Here is a 25001-nt window from a genome sequence, read left to right on the forward strand (position 1 = left end):
TTCAATGCTTGCCGTACTGCTCCGCAAACCACAGCGCAAATGCCTCCCGCTCCGTTTCGCTCATGTGCAAGCCCTGCTTGGTCCGTCGCCACAGGATGTCATCGGGTGCGCGTGCCCATTCCTCCTGCTGCAGATAGCGCACCTCGCTCTCGTACAGGGTGGCGCCAAAATGGCGGCCCAGATCAGCCACAGTGAGTGCTACGCCCAGCACCTTGCCGATACGGTCACCGAACTGGTGTGCCAGCCGCGTCACCAGCTCCTCGGGCAGATCGGGATAACGGCCGCGCTGCTCGGCCAGAAAGGCCGGGAAATTTGCATACGGGATGGCGCCGCCAGCCAAAGGCGGGGGGGGGTCATGCAGCTGGAATCGCTCGAAGTACGGTTGCAACTGGGCCATCGCATGACGCGCCAGCTGCCGATAGGTGGTCAGCTTGCCACCAAATACCGAAAGCACCGGCGCGCCTTCACGGTCCAGGCGCAACACATAGTCACGGGTAATGGCAGACGGATTGCCACGGCGGTCGTCATACAGGGGCCGCACGCCCGAATAGCGCCACACCACATCCGCAGGCGTGGGCGGCTGCTCAAAATACTCGGCTACCAGGTTGCACAGGTAGGTCACCTCCTCATCCGTACAGGCCACCTCGCCGGGTGCGCCGGTATGGACGATATCGGTGGTGCCGATCAAGCTGAAACGCCCCTCGTAGGGCAGCACGAACACGATGCGTCCATCCTGGTGCTGGAGGATGAACGCCTGCGGTCCATCGTGCAGTGCCGGCACCACGATGTGGCTGCCCTTGACCAGCTTGACGGAATCGCGCGCACCCAAACCCAGCCCTTCGCGCAGCACACGCTCGGCCCAGGGGCCGGCCGCGTTGACGATGGCACGCGCATAAAGGGTTTCCTGCTGGTGCGTGCTCGATTCAATCTGTACCCGCCATTCACGCCCCTCCCTGCGTGCCGAGCGCAGCCGCGTGCGTGTACGGATGGTGCCGCCCAGTTCACGGCACTGCATGGCATTGGCTACAACCAGACGCGCATCGTCGGCCCAGCAGTCGGCATAGACGAAACCCTTGCGAAAGGCCGGCTTGAGTGGCCGCCCCCAGGCATGCTTGCCCAAGCGGATCGAGTACGAGGAGGGCAAACGATCACGCCCGCCCAGATGGTCATACAGAAACAGCCCCATGCGGATCAGCCAGGCCGGCCTCAGACCCGCGTGATGCGGCAACACGAAGCTCAGCGGCCAAACCAGATGTGGCGCCATGCGCAGCAAGACTTCGCGCTCTGCCAAGGCTTCCCGCACCAGACGGAATTCCTTGTGCTCCAGATAACGCAGGCCGCCGTGGATCAACTTGCTCGATGCCGAGGAGGTGGCACCCGCCAGATCGCCCTGTTCCAGCAACAGCACCCGCAAGCCGCCCTGAGCGGCATGATTGGCGATGCCGGCACCATTGATGCCACCGCCAATAATAATAAGGTCGTAGTGATTGGTTTCCATGCGCTTTCAACATAGCCCATCGGCTATGCTGCTCACCAAGGAAGTCATTCAATCGCGTACAAAAGGAAACACGTCATGACCACCTTGCTGGCCATCGACCAGGGCACCACCAGCACACGCGCCATGCTGTTCAATCGCGAGGGCAAGGTCCTCGCCCGCGCGCAGACCGAGCTGCCGCAGTCCTACCCGGCCGATGGCTGGGTCGAGCACGATGCGCAACGCATCTGGGCCGATACCCAGTCCGTGGTAAGCGATGCCCTGCAACAGGCCGGTCTGGCAGCCGCCGACATCACCGCCGTGGGCGTGACCAACCAGCGCGAAACCACGGTGGTATGGGATCGCGCCACCGGCGTACCCATCCACCCCGCCATCGTCTGGCAAGACAGGCGCACGGCCGAGTGGTGCCGCAAGCAACACAGCGCCGAGCGTGAATCCTGGCTGCAAACGCGCACCGGCCTACTGCTGGATCCGTATTTTTCGGCGACCAAGATTACCTGGCTGCTCGATCACGTCCCCGGCGCACGCGCCCGTGCCGAAGCCGGCGAGCTAGCCTTCGGCACCATCGACTGCTGGTTGATCTGGCAACTCACGGGCGGCAAGGTCCACGCCACCGACGCCAGCAACGCCTCACGCACACTGCTGTTCAATCTGCACACGCAGGATTGGGACCCGGAACTGCTAGCCTTCTTTGGCGTACCGGCGAGCCTGCTGCCCCAGGTACTCGACAGCGCCGCCGACTTCGGCAACACCGATCCCGCACTATTCGGCGCCGCCATGCCGATCCGTGGCGTGGCCGGCGATCAGCAGGCGGCCAGCTTCGGGCAGGCCTGCTTTGCGCCAGGCATGGTCAAATCGACCTACGGCACCGGCTGTTTCATGATGATGAATACGGGCAAAGAGGTGGTCCATTCGCGCAACCGCCTGATCAGCACCGTCGCCTGGCGGCTCGGCGGGGAGACCACCTACGCGCTCGAGGGCAGCATCTTCATTGCCGGCGCGGCGGTGCAATGGCTGCGCGACGCGCTCAAGCTGATCGGCAGCGCCAGCGAGACCGAAGCCTGGGCACGGCGCGTGGACAGTAACCACGGCGTTTATCTGGTGCCGGCCTTCACCGGCCTGGGCGCGCCGTACTGGGATCCACAGGCGCGCGGCGCGATCATGGGGCTGACGCGCGATGCCGGTATTGCCGAAATCGTCCGAGCCGCGCTCGAATCCGTGTGTTACCAGAGCCGCGACCTGCTCGACGCCATGCGTGCCGATGGTGCCGCCTTACCGGCAGCGATCCGTGTGGATGGCGGCATGGCAGCCAATGACTGGCTGATGCAGTTTCTGGCCGACTTGCTGGCCACACCGGTAGACCGTCCGGAGGTCACCGAGACCACCGCGCTGGGTGCCGCCTATCTGGCCGGGCTGGGTGCCGGCGTGTACCGGCATCTGGATGAGATTGGGGCGCTGTGGGCACGCCAGCAGACGTTTACGCCCGCCATGCCGGCGAGCCAGCGCGGTGCGCTTTATCGTGGCTGGCAAGAGGCCGTGCAGCGCGTCAGGACAAACTGATCATTCAGCCGGCTCGACCATGCCCTCAGGCAGGCCGTAGGCCATCAGGATGTAATCGTGCTGATCCGGCGTGAACGGCTGCGCCACATAAGGTTGCAGTGCAGACAGCTTGTCGTGTGTCAGGAAGTAACCCAGGCGCATCTCGGGGTCGGCCTGCTGCTGCTCGGCCGCGAACAGGCGGAACAGGAAAGCCGTGGAAATCGTCTCGGCTACGGGCCAGCGGCCGACCAGCGCACCATCCATGCCCTTTTCCCATACTTCCACGGCGCGTTTGATCTGCATGCTGGCAACCCCGGCTACGACGACTGTCTGAACAGTCGCGATTATCGCATCAGTGCGGCGAATGCAGGGCGATCCGGTTGCCTTCGGAATCGGTAAACACGCCCATATAGCCGATTTCCTCCGTGATCAGCCGCTTGGCGATCTGCACCTTGCCGCCCGCCGGCTCAACGCGATCGAGCACCACGCTCAGGTCATCACCACCGTTCAGATAGATCAGCACACCATCCTGCGAAGGCTTGTAGAAGCCGGGTACGTGGATGATCGTACCGCCAACGCCGGCATCGGTATGCGGCAGCACACCCATGCGCAGGCCTTCCATGGGCCACTCGGGCATCTCGTAGGCAAAGATGGCGCTATAGAAGCGCTTGGCGCGGTCGAAGTCCTCGACCGGGATTTCGAACCAGTTGATTGCGTTCTGGCCAGCCATGACATTGCTCCTGCGTAAGTGGATTTCCAGATTAGTTCGGCCTACCCGGCATCGCCACGTATAATCCGCCCCGCGACAGGTGTCCGACCATGATCGGTCGGGTGAAACGGGAAGCCGGTAGGTTTGCATGCAAGCGAATCCGGCGCTGCCCCCGCAACGGTATGTTGTGCTGATGCGTTTTGATGGCCACTGCAGGTTTGACCTGACGGGAAGGCGAAACGCGGAGCAACAAGCCCGGAGACCGGCCTGCCGTCTGCATTCGCCATGAATGCGGTTTTGGTGCGGAGGTCGCGGTGGGCGACACACCCTGCAATGCCCCGGTTCGCCGTACTGCGCCCGCAGTCATCCGGCACCGCATGCCGTTGCGCCTCCGCTTGGACTGATGCCTGCGGTGGGCAGGCGCAACGGAGCACCTTTTCCCATGACTTCCCGATTGACCTCGCTGGCCGCTGCGCTGGCGTTTGCCGGCATGGCCGCGCCCCTGCTGGCCGACAACGCCGGCATCCAGATCACTGCCACCCGCCTGCCGGCCAAGGCAGCCGACCAGGCCGTCAACCTCACGGTCATCAGCCGTGACGACATCGACCGCTCGGCCGCGACCACGATTCCCGATCTGCTCGCCAACGTGGCCGGTGTCACCGTGCGCAAGCTCGACTCCACCGACAATGGCAGCATCGATCTGCGCGGTTTCGGCATTACTGGCCCGAGCAACACGCTGATCCTGCTCGACGGCGTACGCCTCAACGACAACGATCTCTCCGCCCCCAAGCTGGCCTCGATTCCGCTGGAACGCATCGAGCGCATCGAAATCATCCGTGGCGGTAGCGTGGCCTGGGGTAGCGGCAGCACGGGCGGCGTGATCAACCTGATCACGCGCCGCGACAACAGCACCGCCCTGGGCGTACGCCTGGGCAGCAACGATCACCGCGAATTCAGCGCCAGCGGCCATATCAATGTGGGCCAGCACCTGAGCCTGCGCCTCGATGGCCGCGCGCTCGACACCGATGGCTTCCGCGCCAACAGCGGCCATCGTGGCCGCAACGGCTCGGCCGAGCTGGCTTATCGCGATGGCGATACGCGCTTCAGCGCAGGGTATGCCAACGAGCAGGATGACTTCCGCTTCCCCGGCGCGCGCTCCGTCAACCCGGCCACCGGCGTCAATCAGTTCCTCAACGATACCTGGGGCAGCAGCACACTGGCCGACCACGGCGAAACCGATAACGAGCGCTTTACCGTGCACGGCGAAGGTCGCATCGCGGCGTGGCGCTGGGCAGTGGACGCCAGCCGCCGCGAAAAGACAGTGGATAGCCATTTCGAAGACGCCTTCGGTGGCACCACCCAAGCCCATGGCGAAGTGCGCGACCAGCGGGTGTCGCCCCGTGCCTCGTATGACTTCGGTGCCGGATTGTTGAGTTTCGGTATCGACCTGGGCCGCATCCGCGCGAGCAACATGCTCGATTACCGCAGCCCCGGCTTCAATTACGCCAGCGCTAACCAGAGCAAACAGACCGTCCGCGCGCTGTGGGCTGATCTGGGCTACGCCCTGAGCACGACAACGCGCATCAACGTCGGCGCGCGCAGCGAACACATGAAGCAGACGGTGACGGCCAGCGGCGCACCGGCGGTGGAGCGCAGCGAATCGCCATCGGCACTGCAACTGGGCGTACGCCAGCAACTAGGTAGCGATCTGTCGCTGTTTGCCCGCCTCGGCCAGAGCTATCGCCTGCCCAACGCCGACGAACTCGTCGATAACGCCCAATTGGCACCGCAACGCGGCCGCGATATCGAGGCCGGTCTGGATGCCAAACTCGGTGGCGGCACCTTGCGACTCAGCGCCTTCAACCTGCGCCTTACCAACGAAATTGCGTATCAACCGTTTGCCGGCCCCTTCGGCTTCGGCCAGAACATCAACCTGCAGCCCACGCGCCGCGAGGGCCTGAGTGCGGACTGGTCGCAAGCCTTCGGCGATCTCGACTACGGCATCAACGCCACCCTCCAGCAAGCCGAATTCCGTTCGGGCGCCTACGGTGCGGGCGACCTCAACGGCAAGCGCGTGCCGCTGGTACCCAAAACCCTGCTGAACCTGCGTGCCGGATATACCTTTACGAGCGCAACGCGTCTGGATGCTTCGGTGCACGCCGTTGGCGATGCGCGTCTGGATAACGACCAGACCAACACCGGCCCCAAACTGCCCGGTTACGCCACGGTGGATATCAAGCTCAGCCATCGCTGGCAGGATTGGCAGTTCGCGCTGGCTGGTCGCAATCTGGGTGACAAGCGTTACGCAAGCTACGGCATCCGCTCGACTTTCGGCCCCAACTACAACCTGTACCCGGAACCGGGCCGTCGCTGGTTTGCCAGCGCCGATTACCGTTTCTGAGCAGGCCATCGACCAACAAAAAGCCCGGCATTGTGCCGGGCTTTTTGTTGGTCTGGCCTCGTTAGTCCCCTACCTGCACATAGCGCGACCAGATCGCATCCAGCGTCCCGTTCTTGCGGATACGCTCGGCAGCCCGCTCCAGCCGCACACGGACAGCGACATCAAGGCCGTTTGCCGTATAGATCCAGACCTGACGGCGGTGTAACAGCAAGATGTCGCCAAAGTCGTCACGGGCGAGGCGCGTCTGTTTGAGATAGTGCTTGAAGGCTTCGCGGGTGGTGCAAAGCACATCGACCCGATTGGCCAGCAACATCCTCAGGCCACTATCAAAACCGGGCAGGTCATAGAAGCTGGGGGGGCCGGGAAGGACTTCGATCAGATCGGCGCAACCGCCGCGCAAGCGGCCCACGATACGCCCGGCTACCTGCTTCGGCTCGGTCAGCGTCAGGCCGCGCTTGCTCACCAGGATTGAGTCTGCGAGCACCAGCGGCCCGATGCGGTGGGCATCCCGTTTGAGCTGTTCGGTTTCAAAGCTGAAGGTCAGATCCGCCTTGTTGGCCGCCACGGTAGCGGCAACACGCGGGAATGGCATCAAGGCCAGACTGGGCGTCATGCCGGCCTCACGGGCCAGCAGGTTGGCGATCTCGACATAAACGCCCTGCGCGGCCGTACCCGGCACCTGTTTGGCATAAGGCTCCACATCGAACAGCGCGACGCGCAAGGGTTCGGCGTAAGCCGTGACGCACAGGCAGATCAGGAGCAGGGTGATTTGCTTCAGCATGGAACGAGTATAGAACCTAGACTGGACATATCAGCACTAACTGAATTCCCGATCATGCGTACCCGACTGCTGGCCCCGCTTGTCAGTTTGCTCTGCCTACCCGCGCTGGCCGAAGGCGTGCAGATTTATGGCGCGGTGAATATGGGGCTGGTATGGCTGGATAACGGCAGTACGCAGCAGATCAAGGTCGAGAACCTGTACGCCCTGTCGCGCTTGGGGTTCAAGGGCGAGCATGATCTGGGCGAGGGTTACCGCACCTTCTGGAAGGTGGAAACGCAGGTCAAACCCGATGATGGCAACGGCGCGGCTTTCAATCCTTCGGGCTGGGGTAATCGCGAGGCCTGGGTTGGTGTAAGCGGTCAATTCGGCCGTCTGGGTCTGGGCCGCGGCTACCATCCCTATCAGGACATGGCCAATCTGTTCGACTGGCATGAGGGTGTAGCGCTGTTCGGCGGGTTTGCCATCAATCTGCATGACCGCCTGCTGCCGGCCCGGCTCGACAACGGCATCCGTTACGACTGCCCCACTGCCTCGATGTGGCGCTGCGCCATACATCTGAGCCTAGGTGAAAATCGAGGGGCCGATGTGGCCGCTTCGGACGCCTGGTCGACTTATCTGCAGTGGCAGCAAGGCGGCTGGCGCAGTGCACTGGCGCTGGCCCGACTCGACAATCTGCGCAGCCCCCAGGGATTACCGCAGGCCGGTCGGCAAAGCCGGGCCGCGCTGGTCTCGCTTGCTTATACCCGGGCGCCGTGGGAGATCGGCGTGCAACAACAGTACGGGCGAACCCGCGGTGGCGGCTTGATGTCGCAAGGGCGACTTACCCGGCAAGCTTACCTGCTGCATCGGGATGGCCTGCACCAGTGGAAGGCCTCCGTGATGCAGGGTGATGATCGCCGCCTGGACGGCCTACGCCAGCCGGATACGGGGTTTGTCCGCTATGCACTGGGGCGCAAACACGCCTTCAGCGCACGCACCGCGCTAATACTGGAACTGGGTGGTGAGCAGGCAGAAGGTGCTACCGCCGACCAGCGCTACCTGACCGCCGGCCTCTTGCATTACTTCTGAGCCGTGCGGCTTTGGTCTTGAGGACTAGAGATTGGCGCGCACCCAGCGTGTCCATTGTTCGAACAGGCCGGGATTGAGTGCCGCCACGGCCGAGCGCTGCCACATATCGTCCGACCAGAAGTCCTCGTGGTAAAGGCTGGTCATGCGTCCACCGGCCTCTTCCAGAATCAGGCAGCCGGCAGCGTAGTCCCACAGCTTCTGGCCGCCGTGCACATACAGATCGAAGCGCCCGGCCGCCAGATAACACCAGTCCAGCGTCGATGCGCCAAAGTTGCGCTGGCTGCCAAACGGCGGCAGCGTCGCCAAACGCAGCGGTAGCTTGCCGCCCAGCCATTTGACCTCCACCCCGGCAATGGCCTCGGGCATGGTGGGCACATGCTGCTTGAGCGGCAAACGCTGGCCGTTAAGGTGGGCGCCTTGTCCACGTGCAGCCGTAAAGCACTCGTCCGATACCGGGTTGTAAACCAGCGCCAGACGCGGCCGGCCGGCTTCCATCAGCGCGATCGAGATCGCAAAGTAGGGCAGGCCGTGGAAGAAATTGGTGGTGCCATCAATCGGGTCGATCACCCAGATACGCGCGTTATTGGCCCACAGCGCCTCCTGCTCGTCGGGCTCCATCTCTTCGCCCAGCACCGGGCAATCGACGATGCGCGGCAAGCCTTCCACCAGTGCGCGCTGGGTTTCCACGTCGGCTTCGGTGAACAGCGTACCGTCGTGCTTGCGGCTGCCCTGTCCCAGACGCAGGAAGCGCGGCATGACCTCGGTGCGCGCCACATGGCGGGCGAGGGCGGCGAGCTGTTCGAGCAGGGCGGCGTCGTTCATGGCAGACAGGCGCGGTGGGATTGGGGCCGCCCATTGTAGCGGGCGATGACGCGGTGCAGCACTCCGAATTCGGGCGATGGGCGCCGCTGCAACAGCGCGTGTCGCCCTACTGCCAAGCCGTTCAATCGCGTGCAGGCGGATTGGGGCTGGGCCGCTTGGCAAGCTTGCGCTGCAAGGTGCGCCTGTGCATGTTCAACGCGCGGGCGGTGGCGCTGATATTGCCCTCGTGCTCGGCCAGTACCTTCTGGATATGCTCCCACTCAAGCCGGTCCACGCTCAGCGGTTGCGCCTGCAGATCGGCATCCGCATCCCCTGCGCTGCGTGCAAAGGCCGCAATGATCTCGTCCACGCCAGCCGGCTTGGCCAGATAGTGCACGGCACCCAGCTTGATCGCCTCTATCGCAGTGGTGATGCTCGCATAGCCCGTGAGCATGACGATACGGCAATCCGGTGCCGCCTGGGCCAAGGTACGGATCAGGCGCAGGCCGGAAGCCTCGCCCAGCTTCAGGTCCACCAGCGCGTAGGCCGGGGCTTGTACGCGGATATGCGCATCGGCCTCCTCCAGTGTAGCGGCCGTACGTACCTGCCAGCCGCGGCGGCTGAAAGCACGGCTCAATACGCTGCGCAGCGCGTCGTCGTCATCAATGAGCAGGATATCGCTCATCGCGTGGGCAGCTCGATCTGCACACGGGTGCCGCCGCCATCACGACGCAGCCAGCTCAACTGGCCACCGGCACGCTCAATGGCCGAAACCGACAAAGCCACACCCACACCCAGCCCCTCCGCAGAAGGCTCGGCGGGCTCGCCCACGCTGCCATCAAAGCCGGGACCGGCGTCCTCCAGAATGAGGCGCAAGCGGCTGGCAGACCAATCCAGAGTCAGGCACTGCCACTCGGGGCTGGCATCGGCGGCATTGTCGAACAGATTCAGCAGTGCCTGCCGCAAGCCGAACGACAGGATCACGCGTGGCGGGGTATCCGTGCCAAGTACACGGTATTCCATGCGCGCATCGGGGCGTACCACGCGCCAATCATCCAGCACGGCCAGTATTGCAGCATCCGCATGCCGGGGTTCGGGGTGTTCGTTGTCGTCGCGCAGGCGTTGCAGCTCGGTACGGCAGGCCGCGAGTTGCTGGGCCAGCACGGTGAGATCCGCTTGCAAATCGGCATCGTCCGCGCGGCTGGCGCGCAGCTCATCGACCAGCACCGTCATGGTGGCCAGCGGCGTGCCCAGCCGATGCGCCGCACCCGCGGCCTGAATGGCCAGACCCATCACCTGCTGCTGACGCATGCCGGCCTCACGCGCGGCCATCAGGGCGCGCTCGTTATCGCGCAATTGGCGACCGATACGCGCAACCAGGCTGGCGACGATGATGGCGGCCGCCACAAAGGCGATCCACATGCCCAGCGTATGAAAGAAGAATGCCTGGCCGATCACCGCATCGGGAATCGGCAGGGGCTGATACCAGATCAGCAGCGTGGAATAGGTGAGCACCGTGAGCAGGGTCAGCAGCCACACAAAGCGGGCCGACAGGCTGGCAGCGGCGATGGTCAGCGGTAGCAGAAACCAGGCAGTGAACGGGTTGGTGGCACCGCCCAGAAAGAACAGCCACATGCCGTGGCCCACGATATCGACCGCCAGTTGGCGTGCAATCTCGCCCTCGGAGACCGCCGCGCCTTTGCGAGCCAGCCGCAGACGCACAAAGGTGAAGCCGTTGTAAGCCAGCAATAGCAAGCAGATGAAGGCCAGCGATACCAGCGGCAAGGCCCAGTCAAGCACCCAGCCAGCCAGCGCCATGGCCAGCGCATAGGCGGTGATGGTGAGGCCGCGCAGGAGGACGAGGCGATGCAGGGTGGTAGTCAGGGCGGTGGGCATGCCGCGATTGTAGCGGCGGCTTGCCGGCTTGCGGTGCGACGGCTTGTCGCAGTCACCAGGCGAAGTAACGCGGCCCTTCGCGCTTGAGCCAGTCGCGCTTGGCTTTCCAGTCGGGGCAGGCAGTCGCCACCAGTGCCCAGAAGCGGTCGGAATGGTTGAGTTCAACCAGATGGCACAGCTCGTGGATGACCACGTAATCAATCACCGGAATCGGTGCCTGCATCAGCCGCCAGTTAAGCCGCACCACGCCTTGCGAGGTGCAGCTGCCCCAGCGCGTACCGGCACCCGAGAGCTTGAACGCGCTGACCTGCAGATTCAGCCGTGCGGCCCAAAATGCCAGCCGCTCGCCGAGAAAATCGCGGGCTTCGCGGCGCATCAGTTTTTCGAGCGCCTGCGGGAGTTGCGCGGGATCGCTGGTCGCGACATGCAGCGCATCGGCATCAATGCTCGCGCGGCGAGCACCGAGCTGTACCGTGCGCGGCTCGCCCAGCCAGTCGACCTGCGTACCTTCGCTCAGGCCTTGGGCGACAGGGCGTTGCGCCATCTCGTCGAGTTTGCCCAGTATCCAGCCGGCTTTCTGATGCAGGATGCTGTCGAGTTCGGCCAAGGGGAAGCGTTGCGGCAGGGTGACGGCCAAGCCGTCGGCATCGATACGCAGGCCCACGCTACGCCGACTGGAGCGGCTGAGGCGTACGGACAGCTCCCGCCCGCCCAAGCGGCAATAACGAATGGACTCAGGCAGCGACCGGGCCATGGACATCGGCAGGTTGGCGATCGGCCGGCCAGCACGGACCCACGCCGCTGATCCGGGCCATTTCGGTTTCGATCCAGGCCTCGACCTCGCGCGTCACCTGATCAGGCGACTTGCCCACGGTGCTGATGGCCGGGCCCACCGACAGGGTGATTTCCCCGGCATGTTTCAGAAAGCTATTGCGTGGCCAGAACTCGCCCGAGTTGACCGCCACCGGCACCACCGGCACCCCGGCGCCACAGGCGACGCGGGCACCCCCCGACTTGTACTTGCCACGCTTGCCCGCGGCAACGCGCGTACCCTCGGGAAAGATCACGATCCAGGCACCCGCAGCGAGACGCTCGCGGCCCTGCTCGATCAGCTGGCGGGTGGCTTCCATGCGGTTGCTGCGGTTCAGGGCGATGGGCTTGAGGCTCCAGAGCCCCCAGCCGAAGAACGGAATCCACAGCAGTTCGCGCTTCACCACCCAGGCCGTCAGTGGCAGCAGCTGCTGCAGGGCCATGGTTTCCCAGGCGGACTGGTGCTTGCTCATCACCACGGCGGCCTGCTTAGGCAGGTTTTCGCGGCCGATCACGCGGCTGCGCACGCCGCAGGTAAGCCGTAGCCAGCTCACGGCAAACCAGCACCAGTAGCTGATGACGGCATAGCGGATCGTATACGGCAGGGGAATGGCGATGATGCAGGCAAAGGCACAGAGCACCGTGTTCAGTGCCCAACCCGTCATATACAGCAGTGAACGCAATGCAAGCATGGGGTTTCCATCCGCCGGCTCAGAGCCGATCAGCCTCGTCCTTGCTGATCAGATACAACGCGGCATCCATCAGGTCGTAACAGACATGGGTCAATTCCGGCAAACCGCCGGCCGCGAGTGTTTTCTCACCTTTGCCGGTGCGCACCAGAATCGGCTGGGCGCCCACGACAGCAGCCGCTTCCAGATCACGCAGGCTGTCACCAATCACCGGGGTGTTGTCGAGGCGCACATCGAATCGCTGGGCAATATCGCGGTACATGCCGGGTTTGGGTTTGCGGCAATCGCATTGCATATCGGCCGTGTGCGGGCAGAAAAAGATGCCGTCTACCCGGCCACCCACGCTGGCAAGCAGGCGATGCAGTTTGTCGTGCATGGCGTTTAGCTCGCTCATGCCGAAGAAGCCACGGCCGATGCCGCTCTGGTTCGAAGCGATCACGACGCGCCAGCCCGCGTGATTGAGCAGGGCAATGGCCTCAAGACTACCCTCGATGGGCAACCACTCGGCCGCCGACTTCACGAAGTCGTCGCGGTCATGGTTGATGACGCCGTCGCGGTCGAGGATGACGAGTTTCATGGCAAGTGCTTAGTCGGCCAGCAAGGAGATATCCGCAACGCGGTTCATCAACGCGCCCAGCGCTGCCAGCAGCGCCAGCCGGTTATTGCGCACGGCCAAGTCATCGGCCATCACCATCACGCTATCGAAGAAGGCATCGACCGGGGTCTTGAGGCTGGCCAGCTGCTTGAGCGCGCCGGTGTAGTCGTGCGCCGCAAACGCGGCTTCGAACGGACCGGCCACGCTTTGCAGTGCGCCGTGCAGATCGCGCTCGGCGGCCTCAATGAGCTTGCCGGCATCAATCGCGGGCAACGCCGTGCCCTCAGGCACGTTCTTCTTGAGGATGTTGCGGATGCGCTTGTTGGCGGCAGCCAGCGCCGTTGCTTCAGGCAGTTGCTTGAACTCGGCCACGGCCGCAAGGCGTGCGCCCAGTTCGTTGAAGGTGCTTGGTGCATCGGCCAGCACGGCTTCGATATCGGCAGCGGGGTAATCAGCGGCCAACAGGTTGCGCAGGCGGTCGAGCATGAAACCGAACACGCCTTCCACCGTGCCTTCGGCCACCACGCCCGCCGGGAAGGATTCGGCCGTGCGGGCCAGCAGCACGCGCAGGTCCAGCGGCAGCTTGGCTTCCACCAGCATGCGTAGTACGCCCAAGGCGGCACGGCGCAGCGCGTAGGGGTCTTTGTCGCCAGTCGGAATCAGGCCGATACCCCAGATGCCGACCAGGGTTTCGAGTTTATCCGCCAGGGAGACGGCTTGCGCGACGGCACCTTGCGGCAGCGTATCGCCCGCAAAGCGCGGGTGGTAGTGACCTTCAATCGCAGCGGCCACGGCTTCGTGCTCGCCATCGAGACGGGCGTAGTAAGTGCCCATGATGCCTTGCAGCTCGGGGAATTCGCCAACCATATCGCTGACGAGATCCGCCTTGGCCAGATGGGCCGCGCGCGCCGCCAGCGAGGTGTCTTCGCCCAGCAGTTCGGCGACCTGTGCCGCAATCGACTCAAGCCGGGTGATGCGCTCAAGCTGGCTGCCGATCTTGTTGTGGTAGACCACGTTCGCCATGCGGCCCAGACGGCTGTCGAGCCGGTGCTTCTGGTCCTGCTCGTAGAAGAACTTGGCGTCGCCAAGACGAGCGCGAAGCACGCGGGCATTGCCGTGGACGATGAAACGCGGATCGGCCGTTTCCAGGTTGGAGACGATCAGGTAGCGGTTCATCAGCTTGCCCGCAGCATCCAGCAGCGGAAAATATTTCTGGTTCTGCTGCATGGTCAGGATCAGGCACTCCTGCGGCACCTTGAGGAATTCGGCTTCGAATTCCCCCTCCAGCACCACTGGCCATTCGACCAAACCTGTCACTTCGTCGATCAGTGCATCACCACCAGCGTAAGTCGCGCCGTGGCGGGCGGCCATGGCATCGAGCTTGGCTTTGATGGCCGCGCGGCGTGCATCGAAGCTGGCAATCACCTTGCCTTGCGTGGCCAGTGTATCGGCATAGGCATCGGCACTGGCGACCTCCACCGTACCTTGCGAGAGGAAGCGGTGGCCGCCGCTAACGCGACCGGCTTGCAGATTGAGCACCGAAGCCGGCACCACTTGGGCGCCATGCAGCACGATCAGGCCATGCACAGGGCGCACGAACTGGACTTCATTGGCGCCCCAGCGCATCAGCTTGGGGGCGGGCAGCTTGCGGACAGTCTCGGCGAGTATCGCGTCGATCACACCGGCCAAGGCATCACCCTGCACACGCTGGCGCAGGTAGAGCGCATCGGCCTTGCCGTCGGGCTTGCGTTCGAGCGAGGGAATCACCGAGGCGTCCAGCCCCTTCTTTTCCAGGCTCTTGAGCAGCGGCATGGCCGGCTTGCCCTCGGCATCGAAGGCCACCGCCACGCTGATGATCTTTTCCTCGACTTCGCGCTCGGGCGCTTGCGCCAGCACGCGCTGCACGGCCACACCCAGACGGCGCGGCGAGGCAAACACCTCGAAGGCCGGCTCGGCATCAGCCAGCAGGTGGCGCGCCTTGAGCTCGCCAACAATGGTGTCGGCAAAGGCGCGGGCCAGCTTGGGCAGCGCCTTGGGTGGCAGTTCTTCGGTAAACAGTTCGATCAGCAGGGTTTGGGTCATGACGCTTACACGGTGCTAGGCGCGGCGGGTTGCCGCGCCGGGGTTATCACTTCTTGCCGGCTTCTTTTTCACGGTTGATCTTGCAGACCTGCGTAAAGAAATCCTGCATATAGGTTTGCTGGGTAACGGGGTCAAATACCCACTGGAACCCCGGCACATCCTTGCGGCTGACTTCGTCGTCGTCCTTGTCGTGCAGCTCGATGGCAATGCTGGCCATTTCACTCTTGGCGCAATCGAGCGCAAAGCGGCTGTATTCGCGACGGAAAGTATCGCCGTCCTTGGATTCCTGATCCTTGTCGAAGCTGCGGCGCACCCAGACGTAGACGTACTCGTCGGAGCCGAAGGAATCATCGTGGCCGATCGATTCCCACGAAACCTCGATCTTCATGCCCGGCTGTTCGCCATACAGGCGCCAGTCGGCTGTCTTCTCGTCGGGTACCGGCTCGGGCGGTGCCGCATCGTCGGTGTTCATGTAACTGCCGCCCATCTTGCCGCAGGCGGCTAGCATCAGCATCGTGATCAACAGGGCGGCACGCTTCATGGATCAGTCCTTTTTCAGCATCGGGAAACCGAGCGCCTCGCGTGCGGTGTAATAGGCTTGCGCCACGCCGCGCGACAGGTTGCGGATACGACCAATGTAGGCTGCGCGCTCGGTCACCGAAATCGCGCCGCGCGCATCGAGCAGGTTGAAGGTGTGGCCAGCCTTGAGAATCATCTCGTAACCAGGCAACGCCAACCCGGCTTCCAGCAGGCGCTTGGCCTCGGATTCGTAGTCACCGAACTGCTTGAAAAGCAGCTCCACGTTCGATTCCTCAAACGCGTATTTGGATTGCTCGAATTCGTTCTGGAAGAACACCTGGCCGTAAGTGACCGGCGTGCCGTCGGGCAGGTGCGTCCACACCAGCTCGTAGACGTTTTCGATGTCTTGCAGATACATGGCCAGGCGTTCGAGACCATAGGTGATCTCGCCCAGCACCGGCTTGCAATCGAGGCCGCCCACTTGCTGGAAGTAGGTGAACTGCGTCACTTCCATGCCATTGAGCCAGACTTCCCAACCCAGACCCCAGGCACCCAGCGTGGGGTTTTCCCAGTCGTCTTCCACGAAACGGATGTCGTTGATCGTCGGGTCCAGGCCCAGCGCCTTCAGCGAGCCGAGATACAGGTCCTGGATATTGGGTGGACTGGGCTTGAGCACCACCTGGAACTGGTGATGCTGGAACAGGCGGTTGGGATTCTCGCCATAGCGGCCATCCTTGGGACGGCGGCTGGGCTGCACATAAGCGGCATTCCACGGCTCGGGGCCAATGGCGCGCAAGAACGTGGCCGTATGGCTGGTACCGGCACCGACTTCGGTGTCGTACGGTTGCAGAAGCACGCAACCGTGCTGGTTCCAGTAGTTCTGCAACGTGAGGATGATTTGCTGGAAAGTCAGCATCGCAGCGGGGCTTTTCGTTGATTCGACCATAAGAAGCCCGATTCTACTTGAAGTCGCTGTTTCTACCAGCCGCCAAACACGCGGATCGCCTTGTATGATCGCGGCAATTGTCCGCAAACATCCCCATGCTCCACCTCTACCAATCCAACCGCCTCGAAACCCTGGCCGAACTGCTGGCCGCCGTGCTGGCCCAGCCGCAGGAAGACCCGCTGGCCGGCGAGACGGTGATCGTGCAGGCCAAGGGTCTGGGGCGCTGGCTGACGCTGGATCTGGCGCGGCGCTTTGGGGTGTGCGCGAATGTGGCGTTTCCCTTGCCTGCCTCGTTTCTGTGGCGGCTGATCGAAACCGTGCTTGGCCCGCAACAGCGCCAGGGCGGCTTCAGCCCCGATGCCTTGGCCTGGCGGCTGGATGTCGTGCTGCGCGATGCCCCGCCCGAGGCGCTGGCTGCGTATCTGGCCGGAGGTGATCCGCGCAAGCGCTGGCGACTCGCCACTCGGCTTGCGGATGTGTTCGACCAGTACCTCGTCTACCGCCCCGAATGGCTGGATCGCTGGGAGCACGGCGTGCGGGTGGGCCTGGGTCCCGACGAAGACTGGCAGGCCGCGCTATGGCAGCAACTGGCCAGCGAACGTGATTCGCCGCACCGGGCCGATCTGCTCAAACGGCTGCTGACTGCCTTGCGCAGCGATGCGCCACTGGCCCTGCCCGAGCGCATCACCGTGTTTGGCGTCTCCAGCCTGCCACCGGCGGTAATCGAAGTATTGGCCGCGCTGGCCGAGCGCATCGACGTGTGCCTGTTCATCCTCAACCCCTGTCGCGAAAGCTGGGGCGATTTGAGTCGCGCTGCCGTGCGCGAAGATGCCGCACCGGGCACCGGCGAGCGTTTGCTGGCCGCCTGGGGGCAGCAGGGCCGGGCCTTCTTTGACGCGCTGATCGAACGGTTGCCCGAAGCGCATCTGCTGTTCGACGACAGCGCTGCCCCACAACAACCGCATCTGCTCGGCTGGCTGCAACACGACATCCTCAGTCTGCAACGCCCCGATACACCACGCCTGCTGGCGCTTGAGGACCGCAGCATCGAAGTCCACGTCTGCCATGGCCGCCAGCGCCAGGCCGAAGCGCTCAAGGATGCGCTGCTGGCGCGCTTTGCGGCGGATGCGACGCTGACGCCTGCCGATGTGGTGGTGCTCTGCCCCGATATCGAAGCCTGGGCACCGCATATCGATGCGGTGTTTGGGCTGCGTGATGGTGAACCGCATGTGCCTTATGCACTGGCTGATCGTGGCGCATTGGGCGCATCGCCCTTGCTGCTGGCGCTGATCGAACTGCTGCGCTGGCCCGAGCAGGACTGGGGCGCGGAAACCGTGGCCAACTTGCTGGCGGTGCCGGCCCTTGCGCGGCGCTTCGGCTTTACGCCCGATGATTTGCCGCTGCTGCGCGACTGGATTGCCGAGGCCGGCATCCGCCGTGGGTTCGATCAGGATGCCTTTGCCTGGCAGGCGGGCTTGGAGCGCTTGCTGGCGGGCGTCGTGCTGCCGCCCCAGACAGACAGCCTGCCTCTGTTTGCCCAGCGTGTCCCCGTGAGCGGACTCGATCTGCGCTTCGCCAACCGCGTTGCCGGCCTGCATCGCTTGATCACCACCCTGGCCCGCTGGGCCAGCGTACTGGACAGCGCGCGCCCGCTGGCGGCCTGGGTAGCTTTGCTGCACGATTGGCTGCCGCAACTGTTCGATACCGACGAGGACGACGAAACCGCGCTTGAACCGCTCTACGCCGCGCTGACTGCCCTCGCGCAGCTTGCCCAGGCTGCGCGGCTCGACGGCCCGGCCGAACGCGCTGCAGTGGTCGACTGGCTCGAAGGCCGGCTCGCCGCACCGTCGGGTGCGGGCGGCTTTCTGACCGGCGGCGTGACCTTTGCGCAGCTGGTGCCGATGCGCTCGCTGCCCTTCCGCATCGTGGCCGTGCTGGGTCTGGACGAAGGCGCTTTCCCGCGCGACATGCCGCCCGACGGCTTCGACCTGATCGCGCGCCACCCGCTGCGTGGCGACCGCACACGCCGGCTCGACGACCGCTGGTTGTTCCTGGAAACCGTGCTGGCCGCGCGCGATGCGCTCCTGCTGCTGCACACCGGCCGCGATGCGCGCACCGACGAACCGATTCCGCCCTCGACCGTGATTGCCGATCTGCTCGATGCCGTGCGCAGCGGCTGGGAAACGGCCGATGGCAGCGATGCCGGCAAGGCGCTGCTGGTGCAGCACCCGCTGCAACCGTTCTCGCCGCAACGCTTCGCACCGGGCCGGCCGCCCAGCTTTGCCGCGCGCTGGGCCGCACTGGCCGAACAGATCGGCCGTGGCACGGGCGAGACCGTACCGCTGCTGAGTGCACCGCTGAACCTGCCACTGCCAAACGACTGCACGCTCGATGAGCTGCTCGCCTACAGCCGCGACCCGGGCGGCTGGCTGCTGCGCGCCTGCGGTATCCGCTTCGAACGCGTGGAAGCGCTGCTCGACGAGCGCGAACCGTTCGTGCTTGAACGCGATGCGAGCGACGCGCTGCTAGGCCTGGCCGGCGACCGCGCCGATGATGCCGCCACGCTGCAAGCACTGGGCCACGGTGCCGCCCTGCTGCCCGAAGGCGGACTCGGCAACACCTGGGCCGCGCGGCAGGCCACGGCTTTTGCCCCCGCCGTTGCCGCCTGGCGTGAGGTGGCCGACGCACAAGACAGCCTTACCTTCAGCCTGACCCTGCCACTCAGCGCCGCCCAGACCGGCCGGACGGCCACCGACATGGTGCTCTCGGGCAGGCTGCATGGCCTGCATGCCGAGGGACAAGTGATCCGCCACACCGGCCAGATCAACGACACCAGCCGCATCGCCGCCTGGCTGCGACACCTGTGCCTGTGCGCCAGCGCGCCGGCTGGCGTGGCGCTGCAAACCCGGCTGATCGGCCTCGATGGCGAGCGCCGCTACGGCGCGGTCGATGCGCCCCTCACCCACCTCGCCCACTGGCTGGCGCTGTGGGCGCAGGCCCATCACCAAGCCGCGCCCTGGTGGCCGCGCACCAGTCTGGCCTGGGCCGAAGTGGCCGCGAAACCACGCAAAGCCACCAAAGACAAACCCGAAGAGCATCCCGAGGCCTTGCTCGCGCGCGCCGACGACGCCGCATACAAACGCTGGATCGACCAGACCATTCGTGCTGGCGAAACCCGCAAGGGCGAAGGCGGCTACAGCAGCAACTACGCGCTATGGCGCGGCGTGCTGCCGCTCGATACCCCGTTCCGCGATTGGGCAAGCACACTGTTGCTGCCGCTGCTGGCGCACGAGGAGGCACCGTGAGCTTCGACCTCCTCACCGCAAGGCTAAACGGCCTGCAACTGATCGAAGCCAGTGCCGGCACCGGCAAGACCTGGACGATTGCCGCGCTGTACCTGCGCCTGGTGCTCGAAGCGCGGCTCACGCCCGAGCAGATACTCGTGGTCACCTTCACCCGCGCCGCCACCAGCGAGCTGCGCGGCCGAATCCGTGCACGGCTGGCCGAACTGGCCGACGCACTCGATGGCCGCCCGGCCGATGCGCTATGTGCAGCGTTGATTGCCGATCTGTCTGCCGAGGCACGCGCCGATGCCCGCCAGCGCCTGCGCGCCGCCGTATCGGGCTTTGACGCAGCCGCCATCTATACCATCCACGGATTCTGCCAGCGCGCGCTCGGCGAGCATGCGCTGCTGGCCGGTCTGGAACTGGGCAGCGAGCTGATCACCGACGATGCCGATCTGCTGCAATCCGCCTTCGACCAAGCCTACAAACAGCTACTCGCCAGCGCCGATGCCGGCCTGCTCGACTGGCTGGTGCGCCGTGGCGAAACGCCCGATAGCTGGTGCAAGGCACTGTCGCCCTATCTGGGTCAGCCCTGGCTGCAGATCGTCGCACCCGAGGCCGGTGCCGTCAGCGCCGCCCAAACGGGTTTCGACGCCGCCTTCGCCGCGGCGCAATCGCAATGGCAAACCGATGCGCTCGATGACTTGCGCGCGCGCATCGCCGCCAAGCACTTCAACGGCCAGAAGGTGCGCAGCGACTGGGTGGAAACCAGCCTGGGCCGCTGGCAGCGCTGGCTGGCCGGGCCCAGCACCATCGAGCCGCCCGACAAGTACGACGAGAAATCCCTGCGCCGCGTCGGCATGGCACAGCTGAACGAAGCGCTCAAGACCCCAGCCGATCTACCGCCGCTGTGGCAAGCGCTCGACACCCTGCTCGATGCCCGTACGCAGCTGCTCGCCCTGCGCCAGGCGCAGATCGCCGCCCTGCAAGCGCAGGTGCTGCGCGAAGTCGGCACCACGCTGGCCGCCGGCAAGCAACGCCGTGGCGTGATGAGCTTCAACGACCTGCTGCTGAGCCTGGCTGCTGCGCTCAACGGCGAACACGGCCCAGCGCTGGCTAGCAAGCTCGGCGAGCGTTACCGCGCCGCACTGATCGACGAGTTCCAGGACACCGATCCGCTGCAGTTCACCGTGTTCGAGCGCATCTTCGTCGATCAGGCCGCGCCGACCTTTCTGGTGGGCGACCCCAAGCAGGCGATCTATTCGTTCCGCGGCGCCGATCTGTACGCCTATCTCGACGCACGCGAACGCGCCGATGCGCGCCACACGCTGGGCACCAACCACCGCTCCACGCCGGAGCTGGTGGCGGGCGTGCGCCAGCTGTTCAGGATGGCCGATGCGCCGTTCCTGCTCGATGCGCTCGACTACCCCGAAGTCGGTGCGCACGACGACAAGCCGCGACTCTGCATTGATGCGCGGCCTTTGGCCGGCCTGAGCTGGCAGTGGCTGCACGAGGGTGGCGCCGCAGGCGCCGGGCACCCCGTGGCGTCCTCCTTGCGGGGGCTGCATGATGGTGAGGGCACCGACACCCTCAGCAAAGAAGCCGGCCTGCACGCCGCCTGCGCCCATACGGCACGCACGATCGCCACCCTGCTGACCCTGGGCCGGGCTGGCCGCGCCACGCTGGGCGAGCGCCATGTGGCCGCCGGCGATATCGCCGTACTCGGCACCAGCCACCGCCAGCTCAACACGCTGCAACAGGCACTGGGCGCACTCGGCGTACCCAGTGTGCGCATCGGCCAGGACAGCATCTTTGCCACCGAAGAAGCCGGCGCACTGCTGCAAGTGCTGCTGGCCATGGCCAACCCGGTGGACCGCAGCGTGCGCGCCGCGCTGGCCACGCATCTGTGCGGCTTTGATGCCGCCACCCTGCTGACGCTGGCCGACGACGACAGCGCCTGGGAACCGCAGCTCGCACTGTTCCGCCGCTGGCAGCAGCAATGGCAGCAACGCGGCCCGTTGGCGGCGCTGGAGAGCTGGCTGCTCGATACCGGCGTGGCCGAACGGCTGGCCGGCTGGCGCGATGGCGAACGGCGACTGGCCAATCTGCTGCAACTGTTCGAACTGGTCGAACAAGCCGCGCGCGAACATCTGGGCGCCAGCGCGCTGATCGCCTGGCTGCGCCGCGCGCTGGCCGGTGGCCACAAGGATGCCGATGCCGAGCTGCTACGGCTGGAAAGCGACGCCGCGCGGGTGCGCCTGGTCACTATCCATGCGTCCAAGGGCCTGCAATACCCGATCGTCTTCTGTCCCTTTGTCTGGGACGGGCAGGATGGCGACGCGCTGCTCGACGCGGCGGATTTGGTCAACGACACCACCCTCGCCGTCGCGCACGAAAACCACACGGCCGTGCTCGATTTCGGTTCACCGCAACGGCCCATGCGGCTGGCGCAGGCACGCCGCGAGCGCGTGTCCGAAAAGCTGCGCCTGCTGTATGTAGCGCTCACGCGCGCCGAATCGCAGCTGTGTCTGGGCTGGGGCGGTATCAGCCAGGCAGAGCGCTCGGCGCTGGGCTGGTTGCTGGGCGGCGGTGAGCAGGCCCAACGCGAACCGGCCGACTGGCATGCGCATGTCGATGCGCTGCTGAACCAGCACCCCGAACAAATGGGCTGGCTGGACCTGCCCACACCTGACGTTGCCGCCGACGCACAGCCCGCCGCGCCCGTCATCACACTGGCGAAACTAAACCGGACCTTGCGCTGGCACTGGCAGATGAACAGCTTTTCCAGCCTGACTGCCAATGCCCACGACGAACAGCCCGATCACGACCGCCGCAGCGTGGTGCCGCTGGCCGATATCGTCAGCCTGCCGTATCAGGACATCGCCAGCTTCCCCGCCGGCGCGCGCGCCGGGGTGATGCTGCACGCGCTGTTCGAAACCTGGGACTTTGCCCGCGACGACCACGCCGCGCTGGTGCAACACAGCGAACAGACGCTGGCCGCGCATGGCTTTGATACCGGCTGGGCGGCTTGCGTGGCGCGCATGGTGCAGACCACGCTGGCCGTGCCGATCACACCTGCGGGCGACCGCTTGTTTGGCGTGACGCCGGCGCAAAAACGCGTGGAGCTGGAATTCACCTTCGGTCTGCGCCCGTTTGCCTGGTCGCGGCTCGCGGCCTTGCTGGCCGACCCGGCCCATGGCCTGCCGCGCGAGTTTGCCGATGCGGCTGCACGACTCGACAGCCATGTTGGCAGCGGTTACCTCAAGGGCTTCATCGATCTGGCCTGCGAGCTCGATGGCCGCTACTGGATCATCGATTACAAATCCAACAAGCTCGGCTACAGCACGGCCAACTACACGATGGACGCCATCACCACCGAGATGGCCAACGCCCATTACTACCTGCAAGCGCTGATCTACTGCGTGGCACTGCACCGCTACCTCAAGTGGCGACGACCCGGCTATGTGTACGAGCAGCATTTTGGCGGTGCCAGTTACCTGTTCCTGCGTGGCTTGGAGGCCGCCATGCCCGGCCAGGGTGTGTGGGCCTATGCACCGCCACTCGCGCTGATCGAGGCGCTGGAAACCCTGCTCGATGGAGGCGGCGCCCATGCAGGCTGAACTGCTGTCACCGCTGGCCGCCAGCCTGGGCGACTGGCTGGCGCGCGCCTTCCCCAACGCCGCGCCCTCGGCACTGGCCGCCGCCACGCTCTGCGCCAGCCGCGCGGGCGAAGGCCATGTCTGCATCCGGCTGGATGCCGAAACCGGCAAGCAGTGGGCTAGTGTGCTGCTGCCAGCGCTCGACGAGTGGCTTGCCGCACTCGACGCCAGCGGCTTTGTCGGCAAGGCCGGCGACTTCACCCCGCTGATTCGTGAAGGCACGCGCCTGTATCTGGGCCGCTTGTGGGCCGATGAAGTCACGCTGGCCGAGCAGCTGCGCATTCGCGCCCAGCCCATCGGCGACGCCAAGTGGCCGCAGCAGGTACGCACCTCGCTCGACCCGCTGTTTGCCGGCACAACTAGCGACGACGGTCAGCGCAAAGCCGCTGCCACCGCGCTGCTCAACCGCATCGCCCTGATTTCCGGCGGTCCCGGCACGGGCAAGACGACGACGGTCGCCAAGGTACTGGCCGCAATGGTCGCGCTGGAACCCGACAGCCGCATCCGCCTGGCCGCCCCCACCGGTAAAGCCGCCGCACGCATGCTTGAGGCACTCAACGGTGCCAAAGCGAAGCTGGGCCTCGATCTGGTCACCCTGGCCGCCCTGCCCGATACCGCCATCACCCTGCACCGGCTGCTGGGCTTCCGCCCCGACAGCGCGATACCGCGCCACCACGCCGACAACCCGCTGGCGCTCGATGCGCTGGTCGTGGACGAAGCCTCGATGATCGACCTGGCCCTGCTGCGCGCCTTGCTCGACGCCCTGCCCGCGCATGCTCGCTTGATTCTGCTAGGCGACAAGGATCAGCTCGATGCGGTGGAAGCCGGTAGCGCGTTTGCCGAGTTGGTGGGTTTGGCGGGCTTGAGTGCCGAGGGTGCGACGCGACTCGGGATCGCCACCGGTGCAACCGTCACGCCATCGGCCACAGCCACAGCAAGCAAGGCCAACTTTGGCGACGCCGTCGCCATGCTCACCGTCAGCCACCGCTTCCACGCCGACAGCGGCATCGGCGCACTCGCCCGCCACGCCAACCAAGGCGATGTACCCAGCGCGCTCGCCTTGCTGCAAGCCGACAGCCACGCTGATCTGCACTGGCACGCCGGGCGCGTCGCCGAATGGCAGGGCAAGCTGCTCGCCACGCTAGCCAGCCAGCTGGCACCGTATCGCGCCGCCATCGAAGCGCAGGATATCGCGGCCGCCTGGGCAGGATTCGACCAGCTGCGCCTGCTGTGCGCGCTGCGCGAAGGCCCCGCCGGCGTGAACACCCTCAACACCCTGATCGAAACCCGATTGTGGCGCGCCGACCCGCGCCGCCAGCCCTGGTATGCGGGACGCCCCGTCATCATCCGCAGCAACGACGCTGCCACGGGCCTGGCCAACGGCGATATCGGCCTGACCCTGAGCACAGAAGATGGCCTGCGCGTCCATTTCCCGCAGCAAGGCGGCTGGCGCGCACTGGCCCCGGCACGCCTGCCGGCCCACGACACCGCGTTTGCGCTGACCGTGCACCAATCGCAAGGCTCGGAATTCCGCGAAGCCTGGCTGCTGCTGCCCGACGACGATGCCGCCGTACTCAGCCGCGCGCTGGTCTACACGGCCATCACGCGGGCACGCGAGCGATTTGTGTTGTGGGGATCGGGCACCACCTTGGCCGCCGCGATTGCCCGCGAGAACCGGCGTGAGAGCGGGCTCGCCGAACGTTTGCAGGTCTCCTGACAGGCGGGCG

19 protein-coding genes and 1 riboswitch are annotated in these 25001 nt (G+C 65.3%); of the genes, 6 read left to right on the plus strand and 13 right to left on the minus strand.

Annotation, left to right across the window (positions count from 1 at the left end; translation table 11 throughout):
• Position 1 precedes the first annotated feature (1 nt).
• Complete coding sequence (gene glpD / locus O9X62_RS03805) at positions 2–1498, minus strand: glycerol-3-phosphate dehydrogenase (protein WP_269531432.1); 1497 nt, start codon at positions 1496–1498, stop codon at positions 2–4.
• Between the two features lie 75 nt (positions 1499–1573).
• Between glpD and glpK the strand changes: the two genes are divergently transcribed.
• Positions 1574–3055, plus strand: coding sequence for a glycerol kinase GlpK (glpK, locus tag O9X62_RS03810; protein WP_269531433.1), 1482 nt, complete (start codon positions 1574–1576; stop codon positions 3053–3055).
• Here glpK and O9X62_RS03815 read toward each other — a convergent pair whose 3' ends face one another.
• Both O9X62_RS03815 and O9X62_RS03820 read right to left on the minus strand, forming a co-directional pair.
• The gene (locus O9X62_RS03815) at positions 3056–3337 is read right to left on the minus strand and encodes a hypothetical protein (protein ID WP_269531434.1); all 282 of its coding nucleotides are present in this window, start codon (positions 3335–3337) and stop codon (positions 3056–3058) included.
• Positions 3338–3386: 49 nt separating this feature from the next.
• Positions 3387–3764, minus strand: a complete 378-nt coding sequence (locus O9X62_RS03820) for a VOC family protein (protein ID WP_269531435.1) — start codon at positions 3762–3764, stop codon at positions 3387–3389.
• Positions 3765–3824: 60 nt separating this feature from the next.
• Positions 3825–4029: riboswitch (cobalamin riboswitch) on the plus strand.
• A gap of 156 nt (positions 4030–4185) precedes the next feature.
• On the opposite strand from O9X62_RS03820, the gene O9X62_RS03825 reads away from it, so the two are divergent.
• Complete coding sequence (locus O9X62_RS03825; protein ID WP_269531436.1) at positions 4186–6144, plus strand: TonB-dependent receptor; 1959 nt, start codon at positions 4186–4188, stop codon at positions 6142–6144.
• Between the two features lie 61 nt (positions 6145–6205).
• Here the strand turns inward: O9X62_RS03825 and O9X62_RS03830 are convergent, their stop codons facing one another.
• A complete protein-coding gene (locus O9X62_RS03830) occupies positions 6206–6925 on the minus strand; it encodes an ABC transporter substrate-binding protein (RefSeq protein ID WP_269531437.1) in 720 nt (239 codons plus the stop codon).
• Positions 6926–6979: 54 nt separating this feature from the next.
• Between O9X62_RS03830 and O9X62_RS03835 the strand changes: the two genes are divergently transcribed.
• Positions 6980–7993: a porin gene (locus O9X62_RS03835; protein WP_269531438.1), complete on the plus strand. Its 1014-nt coding sequence runs from the start codon at positions 6980–6982 to the stop codon at positions 7991–7993.
• A 24-nt stretch (positions 7994–8017) separates the two neighbouring features.
• Here the strand turns inward: O9X62_RS03835 and O9X62_RS03840 are convergent, their stop codons facing one another.
• The 9 genes from O9X62_RS03840 to glyQ form a co-directional block, all read right to left on the minus strand.
• On the minus strand, positions 8018–8800 hold the full coding sequence (locus O9X62_RS03840) for an inositol monophosphatase family protein (RefSeq protein ID WP_308446431.1): 783 nt from the start codon (positions 8798–8800) through the stop codon (positions 8018–8020).
• A 136-nt stretch (positions 8801–8936) separates the two neighbouring features.
• A complete protein-coding gene (locus O9X62_RS03845) occupies positions 8937–9479 on the minus strand; it encodes a response regulator transcription factor (protein WP_269531440.1) in 543 nt (180 codons plus the stop codon).
• Positions 9476–10690 (minus strand): ATP-binding protein, encoded by a 1215-nt coding sequence (locus tag O9X62_RS03850; RefSeq protein ID WP_269531441.1) that lies wholly within the window; start codon positions 10688–10690, stop codon positions 9476–9478. The genes O9X62_RS03845 and O9X62_RS03850 overlap by 4 nt, the downstream gene beginning before the upstream one ends.
• Before the next feature lie 52 nt (positions 10691–10742).
• Entirely contained in the window at positions 10743–11444 is a 702-nt protein-coding gene (locus tag O9X62_RS03855; protein WP_269531442.1) for a M48 family metallopeptidase, read from the minus strand.
• Positions 11425–12192, minus strand: a complete 768-nt coding sequence (locus O9X62_RS03860; protein WP_269531443.1) for a 1-acyl-sn-glycerol-3-phosphate acyltransferase — start codon at positions 12190–12192, stop codon at positions 11425–11427. Before O9X62_RS03860 ends, O9X62_RS03855 begins: the two co-directional genes overlap by 20 nt.
• A 19-nt stretch (positions 12193–12211) precedes the next feature.
• Positions 12212–12766 (minus strand): D-glycero-beta-D-manno-heptose 1,7-bisphosphate 7-phosphatase, encoded by a 555-nt coding sequence (gene gmhB, locus O9X62_RS03865; RefSeq protein WP_269531444.1) that lies wholly within the window; start codon positions 12764–12766, stop codon positions 12212–12214.
• A gap of 9 nt (positions 12767–12775) precedes the next feature.
• Positions 12776–14866 (minus strand): glycine--tRNA ligase subunit beta, encoded by a 2091-nt coding sequence (gene glyS, locus O9X62_RS03870; protein WP_269531445.1) that lies wholly within the window; start codon positions 14864–14866, stop codon positions 12776–12778.
• A 46-nt stretch (positions 14867–14912) separates the two neighbouring features.
• Positions 14913–15407: a lipoprotein gene (locus O9X62_RS03875; protein WP_269531446.1), complete on the minus strand. Its 495-nt coding sequence runs from the start codon at positions 15405–15407 to the stop codon at positions 14913–14915.
• A 3-nt stretch (positions 15408–15410) separates the two neighbouring features.
• Positions 15411–16301, minus strand: coding sequence for a glycine--tRNA ligase subunit alpha (gene glyQ, locus O9X62_RS03880; RefSeq protein WP_269531447.1), 891 nt, complete (start codon positions 16299–16301; stop codon positions 15411–15413).
• A 125-nt stretch (positions 16302–16426) separates the two neighbouring features.
• On the opposite strand from glyQ, the gene recC reads away from it, so the two are divergent.
• The 3 genes from recC to recD are packed head-to-tail and all read left to right on the plus strand — an operon-like array spanning position 16427 to position 24991.
• A complete protein-coding gene (gene recC / locus O9X62_RS03885) occupies positions 16427–19636 on the plus strand; it encodes an exodeoxyribonuclease V subunit gamma (protein ID WP_269531448.1) in 3210 nt (1069 codons plus the stop codon).
• Complete coding sequence (gene recB, locus O9X62_RS03890; RefSeq protein WP_269531449.1) at positions 19633–23235, plus strand: exodeoxyribonuclease V subunit beta; 3603 nt, start codon at positions 19633–19635, stop codon at positions 23233–23235. The genes recC and recB overlap by 4 nt, the downstream gene beginning before the upstream one ends.
• Positions 23225–24991, plus strand: coding sequence for an exodeoxyribonuclease V subunit alpha (recD, locus tag O9X62_RS03895; RefSeq protein WP_269531450.1), 1767 nt, complete (start codon positions 23225–23227; stop codon positions 24989–24991). The genes recB and recD overlap by 11 nt, the downstream gene beginning before the upstream one ends.
• The last annotated feature ends 10 nt before the right edge of the window (positions 24992–25001 follow it).

The organism is Chitinimonas sp. BJYL2 (assembly GCF_027257935.1).
Classification (GTDB): domain Bacteria; phylum Pseudomonadota; class Gammaproteobacteria; order Burkholderiales; family Chitinimonadaceae; genus Chitinimonas.